The organism is Nocardioidaceae bacterium SCSIO 66511, from assembly GCA_023100825.1.
In the GTDB taxonomy this organism is placed as follows: Bacteria; Actinomycetota; Actinomycetes; order Propionibacteriales; family Nocardioidaceae; genus Solicola.
The window spans coordinates 780,144-794,698 of the sequence record CP095846.1; the positions used below are offsets into that span (position 1 = coordinate 780,144).

General features: G+C 66.5%; 5 protein-coding genes. 2 read left to right on the top strand and 3 right to left on the bottom strand.

Features of this window, described 5'->3' with window-relative positions:
* Nucleotides 1–22: 22 nt before the first annotated feature.
* From MU582_03710 to MU582_03720, 3 genes are all read right to left on the bottom strand, one after another.
* Nucleotides 23–8,398 (bottom strand): DUF5979 domain-containing protein, encoded by an 8,376-nt coding sequence (locus MU582_03710; GenBank protein ID UPK75757.1) that lies wholly within the window; start codon nucleotides 8,396–8,398, stop codon nucleotides 23–25.
* A gap of 171 nt (nucleotides 8,399–8,569) precedes the next feature.
* Nucleotides 8,570–10,141: a SulP family inorganic anion transporter gene (locus MU582_03715; GenBank protein UPK75758.1), complete on the bottom strand. Its 1,572-nt coding sequence runs from the start codon at nucleotides 10,139–10,141 to the stop codon at nucleotides 8,570–8,572.
* A 130-nt stretch (nucleotides 10,142–10,271) separates the two neighbouring features.
* Nucleotides 10,272–10,757 (bottom strand): DUF1269 domain-containing protein, encoded by a 486-nt coding sequence (locus MU582_03720; GenBank protein ID UPK75759.1) that lies wholly within the window; start codon nucleotides 10,755–10,757, stop codon nucleotides 10,272–10,274.
* Between the two features lie 134 nt (nucleotides 10,758–10,891).
* Here MU582_03720 and MU582_03725 point away from each other — a divergent pair, with 134 nt between their 5' ends.
* Both MU582_03725 and MU582_03730 read left to right on the top strand, forming a co-directional pair.
* The gene (locus MU582_03725; GenBank protein UPK75760.1) at nucleotides 10,892–12,775 is read left to right on the top strand and encodes an MBL fold metallo-hydrolase; all 1,884 of its coding nucleotides are present in this window, start codon (nucleotides 10,892–10,894) and stop codon (nucleotides 12,773–12,775) included.
* A gap of 15 nt (nucleotides 12,776–12,790) precedes the next feature.
* Nucleotides 12,791–14,530, top strand: a complete 1,740-nt coding sequence (locus tag MU582_03730; protein UPK75761.1) for a SulP family inorganic anion transporter — start codon at nucleotides 12,791–12,793, stop codon at nucleotides 14,528–14,530.
* The last annotated feature ends 25 nt before the right edge of the window (nucleotides 14,531–14,555 follow it).

Sequence of the window (14,555 nt, forward strand, 5' to 3'; positions counted from 1 at the left end):
GGTTTCGACGTGAAAAGGGTAGTCAGCGCTGCCGGCTCATGCGGATCGCGACGCCGCCGGCCGCGATGGCGATCGCCGACAGCAGCAGCCACAGCGGGTTGATCGAACTACCTGTGTCGGGCAGATCGTCACCCTCGTTGTCGTCGTCACCGTTGTCATCGTCGTCACTATCGGGCCGGTTGAAGGTGTTGGTGACCGAAACGTCGACAGCGCTGTCACCGTCTACGGTCACGGTGCCGGGTGTGACCGTCACGTCGTCGGCCCCACCGTTCCTCGGTTCGGTGACGGTGCATCGCGCGCCCACTGGCAGATCATCGATCATCCAGGTGTCGCCCGCCGTGATCTGATGCCTATCCGTACGTACGACCGATCCGTCGAGGACACAGCGAGCCCGCACGGTGTACGGACCACTCGCGTCGTCGGCGCCGGGCCCGTTGACGACCTTCTCGACCCTGAGGTGGCCCTCGCCGGGACCTCCGTCTGGCGGCCCGAACGTGTTCGTTGCCCGGACCTTGACGGTTTTTCCATCGCTCACGGTCACGGTGCCGGGATCGATCGTCACCTCGTCCGCGCCGCCGTCCTTAGGCTCGGTCACGGTGCACTCGGCGCCCGCCGGGAGGTTGGCGACCTGCCAGGTCTCGCCCGCATCGAGCTCATGCTTCTCGCTGCGCACCACCTTCGGCTGCGCGTCGTCGAACGTGCAGCGGACGCGGAGCGTGTACGGGCCGGTTGCGTCGTCGGCGCCGGGTCCGTTGACGACCTTCTTGATCTGCAGGTCGCCGACCCCGTACGCGTTCGTGACGGTCACGGTGTCGAGCTCGGTTGTGCCCGCGGTGAGCGTGAACGTGGCCGATGTCGCGTCACCGGGTGTCGTCGTGCCGTCCTGGGTGACCTGCATAGTGGTGGTCTTCGCACCGGCGGTGTCGGTCTCCGTGACGGTGCACCGCGCGCCGACCGGCACCCCGTCGACCTGCTTCGATTCGTCGGCATGAACCGTCACCTCGGTGTCGAGCACCGTCTGACCGTTGAACGTGCACATCGCGTCGAACGTGTAGTCGACGTCGTACGCGACCGGGTCACCGTTCGCATCGACCGCGCCCCCGGCGTCGACCTGCTTCTTGATCACGAACCCGGAATCGTCGTACTGGTTGGTGATCGTGGCCGTCGTACCGTCCGCGCCGATCGTCACGTCGCCGTCGCCGGTGATCGTCGTGGACGTGGCGTTGCCGGTATCGGTCTCCGTAACGCTGCACTCGGTGCCTACCGGCAGATCTGCGGTGGTGAACGACTCGTCCGGGGCGAGCGTGAAGTCGTACGGGCCCGGTTCGGCATCCGGGTTGTCCGGGTCGACGTTCAGCGGTACGTCGCCGAACGAGCACTCCAGCTCGACTCCGAACTCGTCCGGGGCGTACTCGGCGGCGTCCCCGGTGACCAGCTTCTCGACGGTCAGCGGCGCCTCATCGAACACGTTGATGACGACGGCGCGAGCCTGCGGTGGGTCGCCCGCTTCATGCACCGTCACCGACTGCGGGAAAACGATGACGTTGACGGTGTCCGGATACTGCGAGTCAGGAACCTCGGTGACCGTGCACTCGGCTCCGACCGGAAGCTCCGCCCAGACCGCGACCGGGTTCTCCGATGGCGTGACGTCCCGGGTGGGACCGTCGGGGATGTCGACATCCTCGGTCTCGCCGTCGACCTCACGGGTACAGGCCAGGCTGAACGTGTATGTATGATCGCGCGCCTGCTCGAGCTGCTGACCGGCCAGGCCCGCGATGACCTTGCGGGCCCGCACCTGGCCATCGAGGAACGTGTTGGTGATGTTCACCTCGACCGGATCGTCGGCATCATCGCCGACCGTCACGATGCCGTCCGCGGGATCGAGTGTCGTCTCGTTTGCCCCACCGGTCTTGGGCTCGGTGACCGTGCACTCGGCGCCGGTCGGCAGATCGTTCACCGTCCAGGTGTCGGTGTCGCCGGCCGGGAACGGCGGCGTGAAGGTGTGTGAGTCCTCGTACACCCGGTCCGGGGTCGCGCCGTCGAGCGTGCAAACCATCGCGACCTCGAACGGGTCGGTTGCCCACTGGTCGTCACCTTCGATGTGCTTGATGACGCTGACCGAACCGGTCGTGTACGTGTTCGTGAAGTCGACTGTGTTGACGTGCTCGTCGCCCTCATCGGGTTCGATGGTGAAGTCGGACGCCGTTCCGTCATCGGACGGGGTGCCGTTCGGCGCGACCTCGACCGTCGTGTCCGCGGCACCCCCGCTTCCGGTCTCGGTGACCGTGCACTCGGATCCGGCCGGTAGATCGTCGAACGTCTGCTCCTCGCCGTCGTCGAGACTGAACGTCTCGTCCAGGACGTCGACTGTCTCCTCGCCGTTGTCGTACGTACACGTCGCCATGAAGTCGTACGTGCGGTCGTACTCGATCGGTTCCTGTACGCCGCCGTCGTCGACCGTCTTCGAGACGCTGAACCCGCCGACCTCGTACGTGTTCGTCGCCTGGATCGTGAATGGCTCAACCGGATCCGGCCAGGCCGGGTTGACGATGTCGTCTCGGCCGGCGAAGTCACGGGTTGCGTCGACCTCGCCGGACGCCGGATCGTCCCCGGCCGGGTCCCAGGTCACGGTCGCGCCGGGCGGCACGGGATCCTCGGTGGCCGTGCAGTCGGCTCCCCACGGGATGGTGAGGCTGCCGTCGGCGTTGACAGTCACCGAATTGTCGGCCGGCACGCTGACTTGGCTCTGGTCGTTGCCGTCGGCGTCGACAATCGAGACGTCCTCCGGACCGGAGGTGCACGCCAGCGCCACGCTGTACGAGTCGGGGAGCGCATCGCCTGGGTAACCGTCCGGTACGTCGACGATCTTCTCGAGCGCGAGCTCACCGGTCGCGGTGGCGACGCCGACCTTGCGCGGTTCGATCACGTTCGTCGGGCTCTGTACGTCGTCGCCCGCGGTCGCCCGGGCGCCCGCAGCGATCGAGTTCCACGCGATCGGTGTGGGCGGCAGTGCGCCGGGTGTGTCCGGTGCCCACGGTGTCCGGGTGTCGAAGGTGACCGTCTTCGTCTCCAGCGGGTGCAGCCCGTCGTCGGTTCCGGAGTTGGAGTAGTCGATGACGCCCTTGATCGCCCTCGCCTGGGCGAGCTCGGCCTCTGTCGTGCTCGGAGTGACTCGAATCCAGTTGCGGCCCTCGACCTCGTCGAAACAGTCGGGATACTTCTCGGCACTCCACTCCGGGTCGGTGTCGCTGAGGATGTCGGCCTCGTTGCACGCCTGGTTCGGCACCGTCGTCAGGTAGTACAGGGTCACGAAGTCGTTGCTGAGGTCGACGGGCACACCGTCGCTGGTGAAATTGCCGAGCAGGGTAGGTGTCCATTCGGAGTCGCGGTCCGACGGCACGATGACGCCCGTGTCACCGGGGTGGGGGAGTACGTCTATGCCGGACAGCACGCCGGCGACGGTGTTGCCGGAGTTGGTGAACCGCAACTGCCACCGTTCGTCTCCGCCGGGTCGTGTGATCGGCACGCAGGGGTAGGTATAGAACCCGTTGGGTGCGTTCGGCGCCTCGCAGGCGCTGGGAGCCGCCCCGCCGTCGACATAGATGCCGAGGTCGTCGAAGTTCTGGTCGGCCGGCTGCGCGTCGGGCAACCCGGCGCCCTCGCCCTTGACCGACTTGCTGACCCTGATAGGCGACGCCGGCAATGGCTCGGTCACCGTGATCGAGGTACACCGGTCGACGTCGGTCGACGTACGGTCGATCGTCGCGTTGCGCGTGGACTCGCAGACGTCGTACGTACGGTCGTCGGTGGTCGTGACGCGGTTGTGCACCTGAGTGCCCGGGTCGAGCCCGGGTTGATAGATCAGCGGAGTCTCGACCGTCAGAACGTCACCCGGTTCGAGCACGAAGCCGTCCGGCGGGGTGACCGTCAGAACCCCGGTCTCCTCGTCGAGCTCGGCGGTGAACCCGTCGGTCGGCTTCGGATTTCCGTCAGCGTCGACGAGCGTGAAGGTGTACGACGGGTCGGGATCGCCGTTGGAGTCGCGCGGCTCGACAAGCATCGAACCGTTCTCGTTCGTCTGGATCCGGTCCGTGATCGTGACATTGGTCTGTGGCCACGTCCCGGTGTTCGTGATCGTGAACTCGTACGGGATCTCGCTGTCGGGTAGGTACAGCGGTGGGTCGTCGTTGCCGCGTCCGGGCGTCTTGACGATCGAAACCTCGTTCGTGAGGTGCTTGCGCAGGGTGCTGTCCGTTGCCGAGTCGTCCGCCTCGTACGTACCGCCGCCCGGGGTGTTGAACGACCCTGTCGCATGGACGTCGACCGAGTCCGTCGTACGTCCCTGGTCGGTCTCGCCCGGTGCAGTGGGCAGACCCGGTTGTGTCGTCGGCACCGGAACGGAGTTGTCCTCGCCGTTCGGACCGATGATCAGCGTGTCGCGCATCGTCGCGGTGAACTCGACGGGCACGATCGGGTTGGCCGGGCGTTCCCATCCCGTGTCGGCGGCATTCTGGAACGAGAACCGCAGACCGCGTACGGCGCCGGCCGACACACCGTCGGGCAGCATCGGCGTGATGGTGTCGCCCGTCGCGGTCCAGTCGCCTTCCTCCCAGCAACCGGAAAGGTCCGTCGATCCATCGCACAGCGCGACCGGGTCGCCGTCGGCATCGAGCTCGTAGGTGATGCCGACGAGAGCATCGGTTTTGATCTGCGCGATGGGCTCGGGCGTCGGCACCGAGTCGAACGAGGTGAGGTCGAACGCGTTCCAGAACGTCTCCGCGGTGTCGGTGATCGTCAGCTCGCGGGTGCGGACGTTGCCGGTGGGCTGCCCCTGTAGCCGGATGGTGTAGTCCTTGCTCTCGTTCTCGAACCGTTCCTCCGGGTCGATCGTCTTGTCCGCTTCGACCCCGTACGTCGCCTGGGCGATCGTGAGTTGGTCGTTGGCGTTCGCGGTGGCGTCGTCCTCGGGGCTGCTGACCTCTGTCTGCGCGATGTTGAGGACGTTCTGACCCTCCTCAACGGCTGAGCCGTCGCTGCGGTGGGTCGGTCGAAGGCGCATGCTCAGCTCGACGACGGACTGGGCGTTCGGGTTTATCGCGACGAGGCTTCCGTCCGGGCTGTGGTGAAGGACCCGGATCTGGGTCACGTCTGCCAGCTCGGACTCGCTCAGTTCGAGCGCCTCGTCGATCGACAGAGCGGGGCCTTCGGCGCCGTTCTCGGTGAGGTACACCTCGCTGAGACCGGGATCGGCGTCCGCCGGTACGGAGATCGAGACGATCTGCTGCAGGTTGAAGACGTCGAACATGTTCGACGACACGGGTCCGTTGTCGACGGAGTCGGTCACCTGCAGCGTCGACACTTTCGCTGGGGTCGTGTTCGTCGCCGTGAGGGTGGCGAGTGCGAGTGGGTAGTCCTCCGGCGGCGTGTCCCCGCCGGGTGGCGGCAGGCCGACCGTGTCCGTGTCGAATGTCTTGGTCAGCGTTGCGTTGACGGCCGAGTCGGTGATCGTGATCAGCGCGTCGTCGGTCGACGGCGGGTAGTCGTCGGGCGTCAGGCTCGCGGTGTTGTCGACGAGGCCCGGCTCACCGGTGTTGTACGTGTAGTCATGTTCGGTGCCCAGCACCGCCTGGTCCGGATCGGACCGCAACGTCTGCCGGATCTGGAACGTGAGATCAACCGGGCGACTCGCCGCAGTTGAGTTCGCCACGCCACTGCCGACGGGCGGGTCTGTCGCCGGATCGGTGATCCGGTCCGCGCGGGTCGGGCTCTCCTCGAACGTCAGGCGTACGCCCAGGGCCTCCGCAGACTCCGGGTCGGTGAGCGTGTACCCGGGGAACACCCCGTCGCAGCCGGCGCCGTCCGTACCGCAGACCTCGTCGGTGATGTCGGTCCAGCCGCCGTCGGTGAAGTACAGTTCGACCGACGTGACCGCGTCGAAGGTCATCAGCGGGTCGTTGTCGGCATTGATCGGTTTGATCGCGACCAGGTCGAACGCGTCGTAGACGCTCGTAGACACCTCGTTGAGCTCACCGGCCGACGCGGGGTCGGTGATGACCGCCTGCTGGATCGGGAAGCCGCCCGTGCCCCAGGTGATCCGGGCATCACGTGTGTCGTCGGTGAGCGCACCGACCGTGACTGCGTCATCCGGGTCTCCGGTGTCCGGGCCGAGCCACGTCTTGTCGAGCAGGTCCGTGCCGGGCCCGTCCGGAGCCGGATTCACGGTGATGGAGTCGTCGTCGCTGTCGTACCGTGGGGTTTCCTGCGAGTCCGGATTGTCGACCTTCGTCTGTACGTCGTTGTCGTACGTGATGGGGTCGTCGCCGGGCAGCGCGCTGCCCGAGCCGTCGCGAAGCTGGTCGCGCTGCGCGACGGTGATGTACGGCGTGACCTCGAATCCGGGCGGGAGCGTGCCGTCCGGGTCGGTCGGCTCGTACGTGAGCCGGATACCGGCGATGTCCTCGCGCTCCTGGGCCGTGGGTGTCCAGTTGAACGGTGAGTCGTCGCTGGTGAGGCCGCTCTCGACGGTGACCCATTCCTGCTGTGAGTCGCTCCAGTACTCGACCGTCAGCGTGGTGTTGGTGGGGATCTCGACCGGCCCGATCGACACCAGGTCCATCGCGTTCCAGAAATCGGTCAGTGCCGGTGGGTTGTCGCTGTCCGGTGGCTGAGGGGACGGATCGGTGATCTGCAGATAGTCCGAGCCGATCGTGGAGTCCTCCGACACCATCGCGTCGAACGAGATCACCGTTGCCGATCCGGGTACGCCCGGCATCTCGTCGCGGATGATGTCCTTGCTGACGTTCGTGTCCACCTGTAGCGGCAGAATGGTCAGATCGGCCGTGTCGTCGGCCTCGGCGCTCGCGCCGTTGGCATCGGTGACCTCCGTCGACGTCGAGTTCGTCGAGGTGACGGGTCCGGAGTCTCCGGGCAACGTCTCTGCCGTGACGTCGTACGAGAGGTTCGCCGTCGCGTTCTGCTGGATCGGCCCGGAGAACGTGATCTCGAACCCGGTGACCGTCTTACCCAGCTCGGGGGCGGGCAGCGTGTTCGCCGCGGTCGTCGACTCGGTTGAGGTGGTGTCGTCGTCGTAGGTGTAGGTGACCGATGCTTCGGTCGCATTCGCCGGCCACTCGACCGAGTCTGCGTCGAAACCGTCGAACGTGACGCCCTGCTCGTCGAAGCCGGGTTGGCCGGCGCCGGGGTCGGTGATCACCATCTCGTCGACTGGCACTGCGCCGTTCGTGGAGCTGATCGTCGCTGTGCTCGTGCCGCCGGAGGGTACGTTCTGCGGTGCGTAGGTCTTCGAGGTCGCGACCGTCGGATCCGCACGGTTGATCACGAGGCTTGCGTCGTCGGTGACCTCGTCGGAAGTCTGGCCATCGAGGTTGACGACTGTTGACGTCACGTTCGTGACGGTCGTCCCTCCCGCCGGCAGGTCCGTGACACTGTCACGGGTCTGCGTCTCGAGCACGATCGTTGAGTCGGCGTCGGGCGGAATCGTGGCCCCGTCCTCGCTGATCCAGGTGATCCGGAGTCCGTGGATGTCCTCCATCGGAATGCCGTTCAACAATGCGTTGGGGTCGTCGGGGATCGCCGTCGGGCTGCCGTCGGTCCAGTTGCCGTCGGCGTCCTGCCAATCGACCTGCACCTGGGTGGCGCCTTCGGGTGGCGTGACGGATGCGACCCCGGTGACCTCGAGATATGCGAACGGGTCGTCCGCACCGTCTGTCGGATCCTGCACGACCAGCGAGTCGACCGACGCATTGGACGCGTTCGAGGAGTCGATGGTGAACTCGACGGGCTGACCTGGTACGCCCGGGACGCTGCCCGGCTCGATCGTCTTCGTGACCTGCGCGGCCAGGTCCAGGGGAATGTTGAGGGGCACATCGGCGGAGGCCGAGTCCGGGTCACCGTTGGTCTGAGTGGCATCGACCGTGTTGGTCACCGTGCCGTCGTAGTTCGCGGAGGCGTCCTCGGGGACCATGACGTTGACGATCACGACGACGTCAGTGCCGGCGGCGAGCCCGACGACATCACCCTCGAGCGGCTCGGTGAAGTCGATCGTGAAGGCGTCTCCGTCGGCGCTGACCTCGTAGTCGGTTGTGCCGCTCACCGACGGGTCGCCGGCAAGAACGAGCGGTTCGGGTAGCGGGTCGTTCAGGGCAGCGGCGTCGCAGCCTGCACCTTCGAGGTTCGAGCAGGAGAGCTCAATTCGGTATTGGAAGGTGTCACCCGGTGCGTACCCGTCGGGCGGCGGCGTACCCACGACCTCCTTGGAGACGTTGAGGATGCCTTCACCCTGGGCGTGCGCGGGCGACAGGGTGAGACCGCTGAGCGCGGCGGACAGTGCGATCAGAACGGCGCCGAGCAGCGCGAGTACGCCGTGGTGTCGGGACATCCTGCCTCCAGTCAGCGGCCCTGGAGCCTCAGCCCGGCCTGGCACCTCGCGAGCCCCGACAATGACTGAAAGTGACCGCGACCGCACGAAAGGTTGCTGCCGTCGTCATCGTGTGCCAGCTGGGACGCTTCCGCCTCACCCTTGCGGGGTGACTCTGCCCGCCATACGCAGTCAGTCGAGGTGATCGACGATGCGGGCCCGTGCGTCGAGGAACGCGGCGTGCGTCGATTCACCGATCGTGGGCGTTGCCCGGTACAGCCGAATCGGCGCGGACCGCTCCGGCAGCCGATCGCGCTCCCAGCGGCTCGCCAGGCTTTCGTCGAGTCCGGACAGGTAGAGACGGCCATCGACGTCCTTCAACCGCTTCGCATAGTCGCCGATGACCTTGAAGAACGTCGCGCCAAGCGTCGAGCGCCCGCGCAAACGCAGGATCACCGCCGGTCGTGTCGATCCGCTCGGGTCGGGTAGCTGCAGTTGCAAGGTGCGGGCGCCCGCATAGAACAACGAGCCGTACACATCGAGAACGACGACCTCGATGTCAAGCAGCGCGTTCGGTGACTCCGTCTCGGTGAGTCGGCCCTGGTCTCCGGGCACCAGCCGAACGACTCGCAGATCGACGCGTTCCTGGTTGATCTGCAACAGCAGGGACAGGGCGACGCCGATGCCGACCGCAGCCGCAACCGGCAGGGTGATCGTCGCGACGAACGTCGTCATCAATGCGATCTGCGGTGTGTTCCCGGCTCTGATGACGGCACGTACATCGGTGGGGGCGAACGACTTGACCGCGGCGAAGATCAGGACGGCAGCCAGCGTGGGCATCGCCACCAGGCCGACGACCGTTGACAACGCTCCCAGGATCGCCAGCATCCAGATGCCCGAGATGACCACACTCCATCGGGTGCGTCCACCGGCGGCGAGATTGAGCGCCGTCTGGCCGACGGAGCCGCCGACCGGTTGGCCGCTGAAGATGCCGGCGGCGAGGTTGCCCGCTCCCTGCGCGGAGAAGTCCTGATCGGGGTTTGTACGCGACCCGTCGGAGTTCGGGGTGGCCTCGGCGACCCCGACACCTTGGACGAGAACGATCGCTGCGACCGCTAACGCACCGGTGACAAGGCCGGGGGAGAACGCGTCGACGTCGGGTAGGCCGGGCATCGGCAAGCCGGACGGAATGTCGCCCACATCCTCGACGCGGGCGACCCCGTCCGCATTCGTGAGTACGACGATCGTGGTGGGTACGAGGAGGGCGAAGATCGAGCTGACGACCGCCAGTCTGCCGCGGCCGAGCACGACGAGGAACGCCAGCGCCGCGAGTCCGGCCGCTGTCGACGGCAGATCGATCATCCTCGGGTGGAGGACGACATCTGCCGCCTGGGCGAGTGCGATGTCGCCGGACGGGTCGGCACCGACGAGGTTGGCGAACTGTGCGAGCACGATGTTCATGGCGATGCCGGTGAGGAAGCCGACCATGACCGAGTGCGAGACGAAGCGTACGTAGCGCCCGAGGCGTAAGGCTCCGGCCAGCACCATGAACGCTCCGGCCAGAAGCGTCAAGATCAACAACGCGTCGGAGCGTTGATCCGCATCGACCGATTCCAGGGCCGAACCGGCCGCGAGGGCGGCCGCGCTGGTGGTGGTGATGACCATCAGCCGCGTACTCGAGGTTAGGCCGCCGGCGACCGGGCCCGCGAAGCATGCGTACAGCCCGTGCACCGGGTTGACACCTGCGAGCACACTCGAGGCCATCCCGTCCGGGACGCTGCTGATGGCTCGGGACAGGCCCGCGACCGTGTCCGACTTCAGGTGTCGTCGGTTCGGGCGAACCCCACGGGCCCACCGTACGAGCGCCGGCCACACCTGCATCGTCGGTCGCGGATCAGTCGCCGAAGACTTCGTGCAGGCGGCTCTCCTGCTCTCCGCTGAGATTCGTGAAGATCAACCGCGGATCCTGGCCGGCGAAGCCCTCCTTGACCTTGTCGATCACAGCATCGGACGTCATGACGAACAGCGCGGACGTACCCGGCGTGATCTCGGCTCGAACGCGGTCGATGAAGCCGTCGTCGATACCGACATCGGTCATCGCCCCGGACAGCGCTCCGCCTGCGGCACCGATCGCCAGGCCGAGCACGGGGAGGAAGAAGATGAGGCCGAACAGCATTCCCCAGAACGCACCCGCGAGAGCGCCGGTACGGGTGGTTTCGTGGAGTTGCCGGGTCTTCGGCTTCTTCCTGTCGGGCTCCCACGAGACCGTGGCCGCGTCGTGGATGGTGACGAGCCCCTTGCCGGCCAGGTGCTCCAACGTCTCGACGGCCGCCTCGGCTCCGTCCGGGGTGTTGAACCTCCATACCGTCAGTGCCGTCATGGGGCACCCCTTTCCTCTTGCTTGACTCGATCAAACAAGCCTGGCGGGTCGGTGGCTTCGCCCGTCGCGGGTGAAAGACGGATCACCCGGAACGGGTGATCCGCGGCCTTCGTACCCGGTGTGAGGATCGGGTCATGTCGACTCCAAAGCCGGTAACCCCCGCCGTCGTCGAGCAGCAGTCCGCCCTTCGCGAGCGGCTGCCCTTCTCCGATGTCCAGGACTTCGAGGACGCAAGACGTGGACTGGTCGCGCCGATCGAGGGCCCTGTCGTTGCCGATGACGGCACTGTGCTCTGGGACAACTCGACGTACGACTTCCTGCAGGGTGAGGCACCCGACTCGGTGAACCCCAGTCTTTGGCGCCAGTCCCAGCTCGCCGCGATCGGAGGGCTGTTCGAGGTCGTCGACGGCGTCTACCAGGTCCGCGGCATGGACCTGTCGAACACGACCATCGTCGAAGGCGATGAGGGTGTCATCGTGTTCGACACGCTGCTGTCGGTCGAGACCGGCGCGGCAGCTTTGGCGCTCTATCGCAAGCATCGCGGGGATCGGCCGGTGAAGGCGGTTGTGATCACCCATTCGCACGCTGACCACTTCGGCGGCGTCAAGGGCTTCGTCTCCCAGGAGGAGGTCGACTCGGGCGCGGCTCGGATCTTCGCGCCCGAGGGGTTCGTCGAAGCCTCCGTGTCCGAGAACGTCTACGCCGGAACGGCGATGAACCGGCGTGCCGCGTACATGTACGGAGCCGCACTCGCCCGCGGACCACAAGGACAGGTCGGGACAGGCCTCGGGCAGACCATCTCGACCGGCACCGTCTCACTCATGGAGCCAACCGACATCGTCACCACTACGGGTCAAGAGGTCACCGTCGACGGTGTGCGGATGGTCTTCCAGATGGCGCCGAACACCGAAGCCCCGTCGGAGATGTTGATCTACCTGCCCGACTTCAAGGCGCTCTGCGCGGCGGAGGACGCCACTCACAACCTGCACAATCTGCTCACCTTGCGCGGCGCCGTCGTGCGAGACCCGCACGGCTGGTCGAACTACTTGACCGAAACCATCGACCTCTTCGGCGAGGCCGAAGTCGTGTTCGCGTCACACCACTGGCCGACCTGGGACAACGATCGGGTGATCGAGTTCCTCTCGACCCAGCGTGACCTGTACGCGTACCTGCATGATCAAACCTTGCGGATGATGAACAAGGGTCTAGTCGGTGCGGAAATCGCCGAGGAGATCACGCTGCCACCCGCGCTGGAGAATGCCTGGAACGCACGCGGCTATTACGGCTCGGTGAGCCACAACGTGAAGGCCATCTACCAGCGATACCTGGGTTGGTTCGACGGAAACCCCGCCCATCTCTGGGAGCACACCCCGGTCGAGCGAGCCAAACGGTACGTCGACCTCGCGGGCGGTGCCGACGCCGCCGTTGAGAACGCCCGGGCAGCCTTCGATGCCGGCGACTTCCGTTGGGCGGCGGAGCTCGCGAACCACGTCGTGTTCGCCGAACCCGACCATGCTGGCGGTCGGGAGGTGCTGGCGGACACCTACGAGCAGCTCGGCTACGGTTCCGAGAACGGCACCTGGCGTACGTTCTACCTATCCGGTGCCACCGAGCTACGCGACGGCGGATTCGGCACCCCCACCGAAACCACTGCGCCCGACGTGATTGCCAACCTGACGCCGGCGATGCTGTTCGACGCCATCGCGATCCAGGTCAACGGACCCAAGGCATGGGATGAGAATCTCAGCATCGACGTGGCGTTCACGGATACGAACGAGCGTTACCGCGTCCGACTCGCCAACGGTGTGCTCACCTATAGCGCTCGCCCACAGAAAGGCGCGCCCGACGCGACTCTGACAACAACGCATCGGGGGCTCCCTGCTTTGGCCGCCGGTGGGCTCTCAGCCGAGCGACTGGCAGAGACCGGTATGACACTCGAGGGCGACGCCTCGGTGCTCGCGCGGCTCGGGGCCGTCCTCGACCCGGGGGACAAAGACTTCGCGATCGTCACGCCGTAGGCGTTCCCAACGGCCATGTCGGTGTTCTTCCGGTCGTTCGCCGGTTACCGGCGGGTGTGGCTGCGTGGCGATATCATCGCCGGGCTGACGGTATGGGCGGTGCTCGTACCCGAGTCGCTCGCGTACGCGACGATCGCCGGTGTCTCACCGGTCGTCGGTCTGTACGCAGCGACCCCGGCGTTGTTGCTGTACGCGGCGCTCGGTAGCTCTCGGCATCTCGTCGTCGGCCCGATGTCCGGCACGGCGGCGCTGTCGGCGAGTGTCGTCGCGGCGGTCGCCTCGGGCGGCAGCAAGGAGTTCGTGGCCGCGACGGCTGCCATCGCACTCATCGTCGGCGTCCTCGGTGTGGTCGCGGGCCTGTGCCGCCTCGGCTTCTTATCGGAGTTCATCTCCGAACCGGTTCTCAAGGGCTTCATCGTCGGGCTCGCGTTGACCATCATCATCGGGCAGGTCCCCGCGTTGCTCGGCATCGAGAAGGAAGGCGAGGACTTCTTCGAGAAGACCTGGAACGTCATCACCCGGCTCGGCGACGTCGACACGCTGACCTGTGTGATCGGCCTGCTCTCGCTGGCCGGAATTCTCGTCACGAGGCGGATCGTGCCCCTTGTACCGGGATCGCTCGTGTTCGTCGTACTCGGGATCGTCGCGGTGGCCGCGTTGGGCCTTGACGACGAGGGCGTCGAGATCGTCGGTCACATCGAGGCCGGCCTTCCCGGCTTCGGTCTGCCGGACCTGTCCGGTGGCACCTACCTCGACCTCGTCGGACCGTGCGTCGGCGTGCTGCTGATCGGGTACGCAGAGGGGCTCGGCGCCGCCAAGACGTACGCGGCGAAGGAGGGCTACGACATCGATCCGAACCAGGAGCTCATCGGACTGGGCGCGAGCAATCTCGGTTCGGGTGCGCTCGGCGGTATGGTCGTCAACGGCAGCCTGTCGAAGACCGCGGTCAACGGGTCGGCCGGTGCGAAGAGTCAGACGTCGGGCCTCGTCGTCGCGGTGCTGACCGTGCTCACCCTGTTGTTCCTCACCGGTTTGTTCGAGAAGCTGCCCGAGGCGGTGTTGGCTGCCGTCGTGATCGCCGCCGTGATCGAGCTGGTTGACTTTGCGTCCCTTCGCCGGCTTTACCGGGTCTGGACCAGTCGCCTCGGTCGGATCTATCGCCACTCGGCTCGTGCCGACTTCGCTTCGGCCATCGGGGCGATGATCGGCGTACTGCTGTTCGACACACTGCCCGGGCTGTTCATCGGGATCGGCCTGTCCGCGATCGTGCTGCTGTACCGCTCGTCGCGGCCGAACGTCATCCAGCTCGCCCGTCAGCCCGGTGCGGACGGGGCGTGGGTTGATGCGTCGCGCAAGCACGTGACGCCGCCGGACCCGCAGATCGAGGTGCTGCGGGTCGAGTCGGGCCTGTTCTTCGCCAACGCAGACTTCGTACGCGAGCGGGTGCGGGCGGCCGTGAACGAGCAAACCGAGATCGTGGTGTTGGACGGCGAGACCACGCCGTTCGTGGACGTGACCGCCGCATCGATGCTCGTACTCCTCAGCGCGGATCTGCAGCGTTCGGGCATCGCGTTGATGTTCGCCCACGACATCGGTCAGGTCCGGGATGTGGTCGTCACGACGGAGGCTGCTCGGATCGCGGAGTTTCATCCGACGGTGGACGAGGCGGTTGCCGTTGCGCGGTCGCGCCTCGACGCGGCAGCGCGCGGACGCGGGTCAACAGTGGAGGATGCGCCCGACGCAACCGATCGGTGAGCTCGACGCCGATGACTGCGCTGCC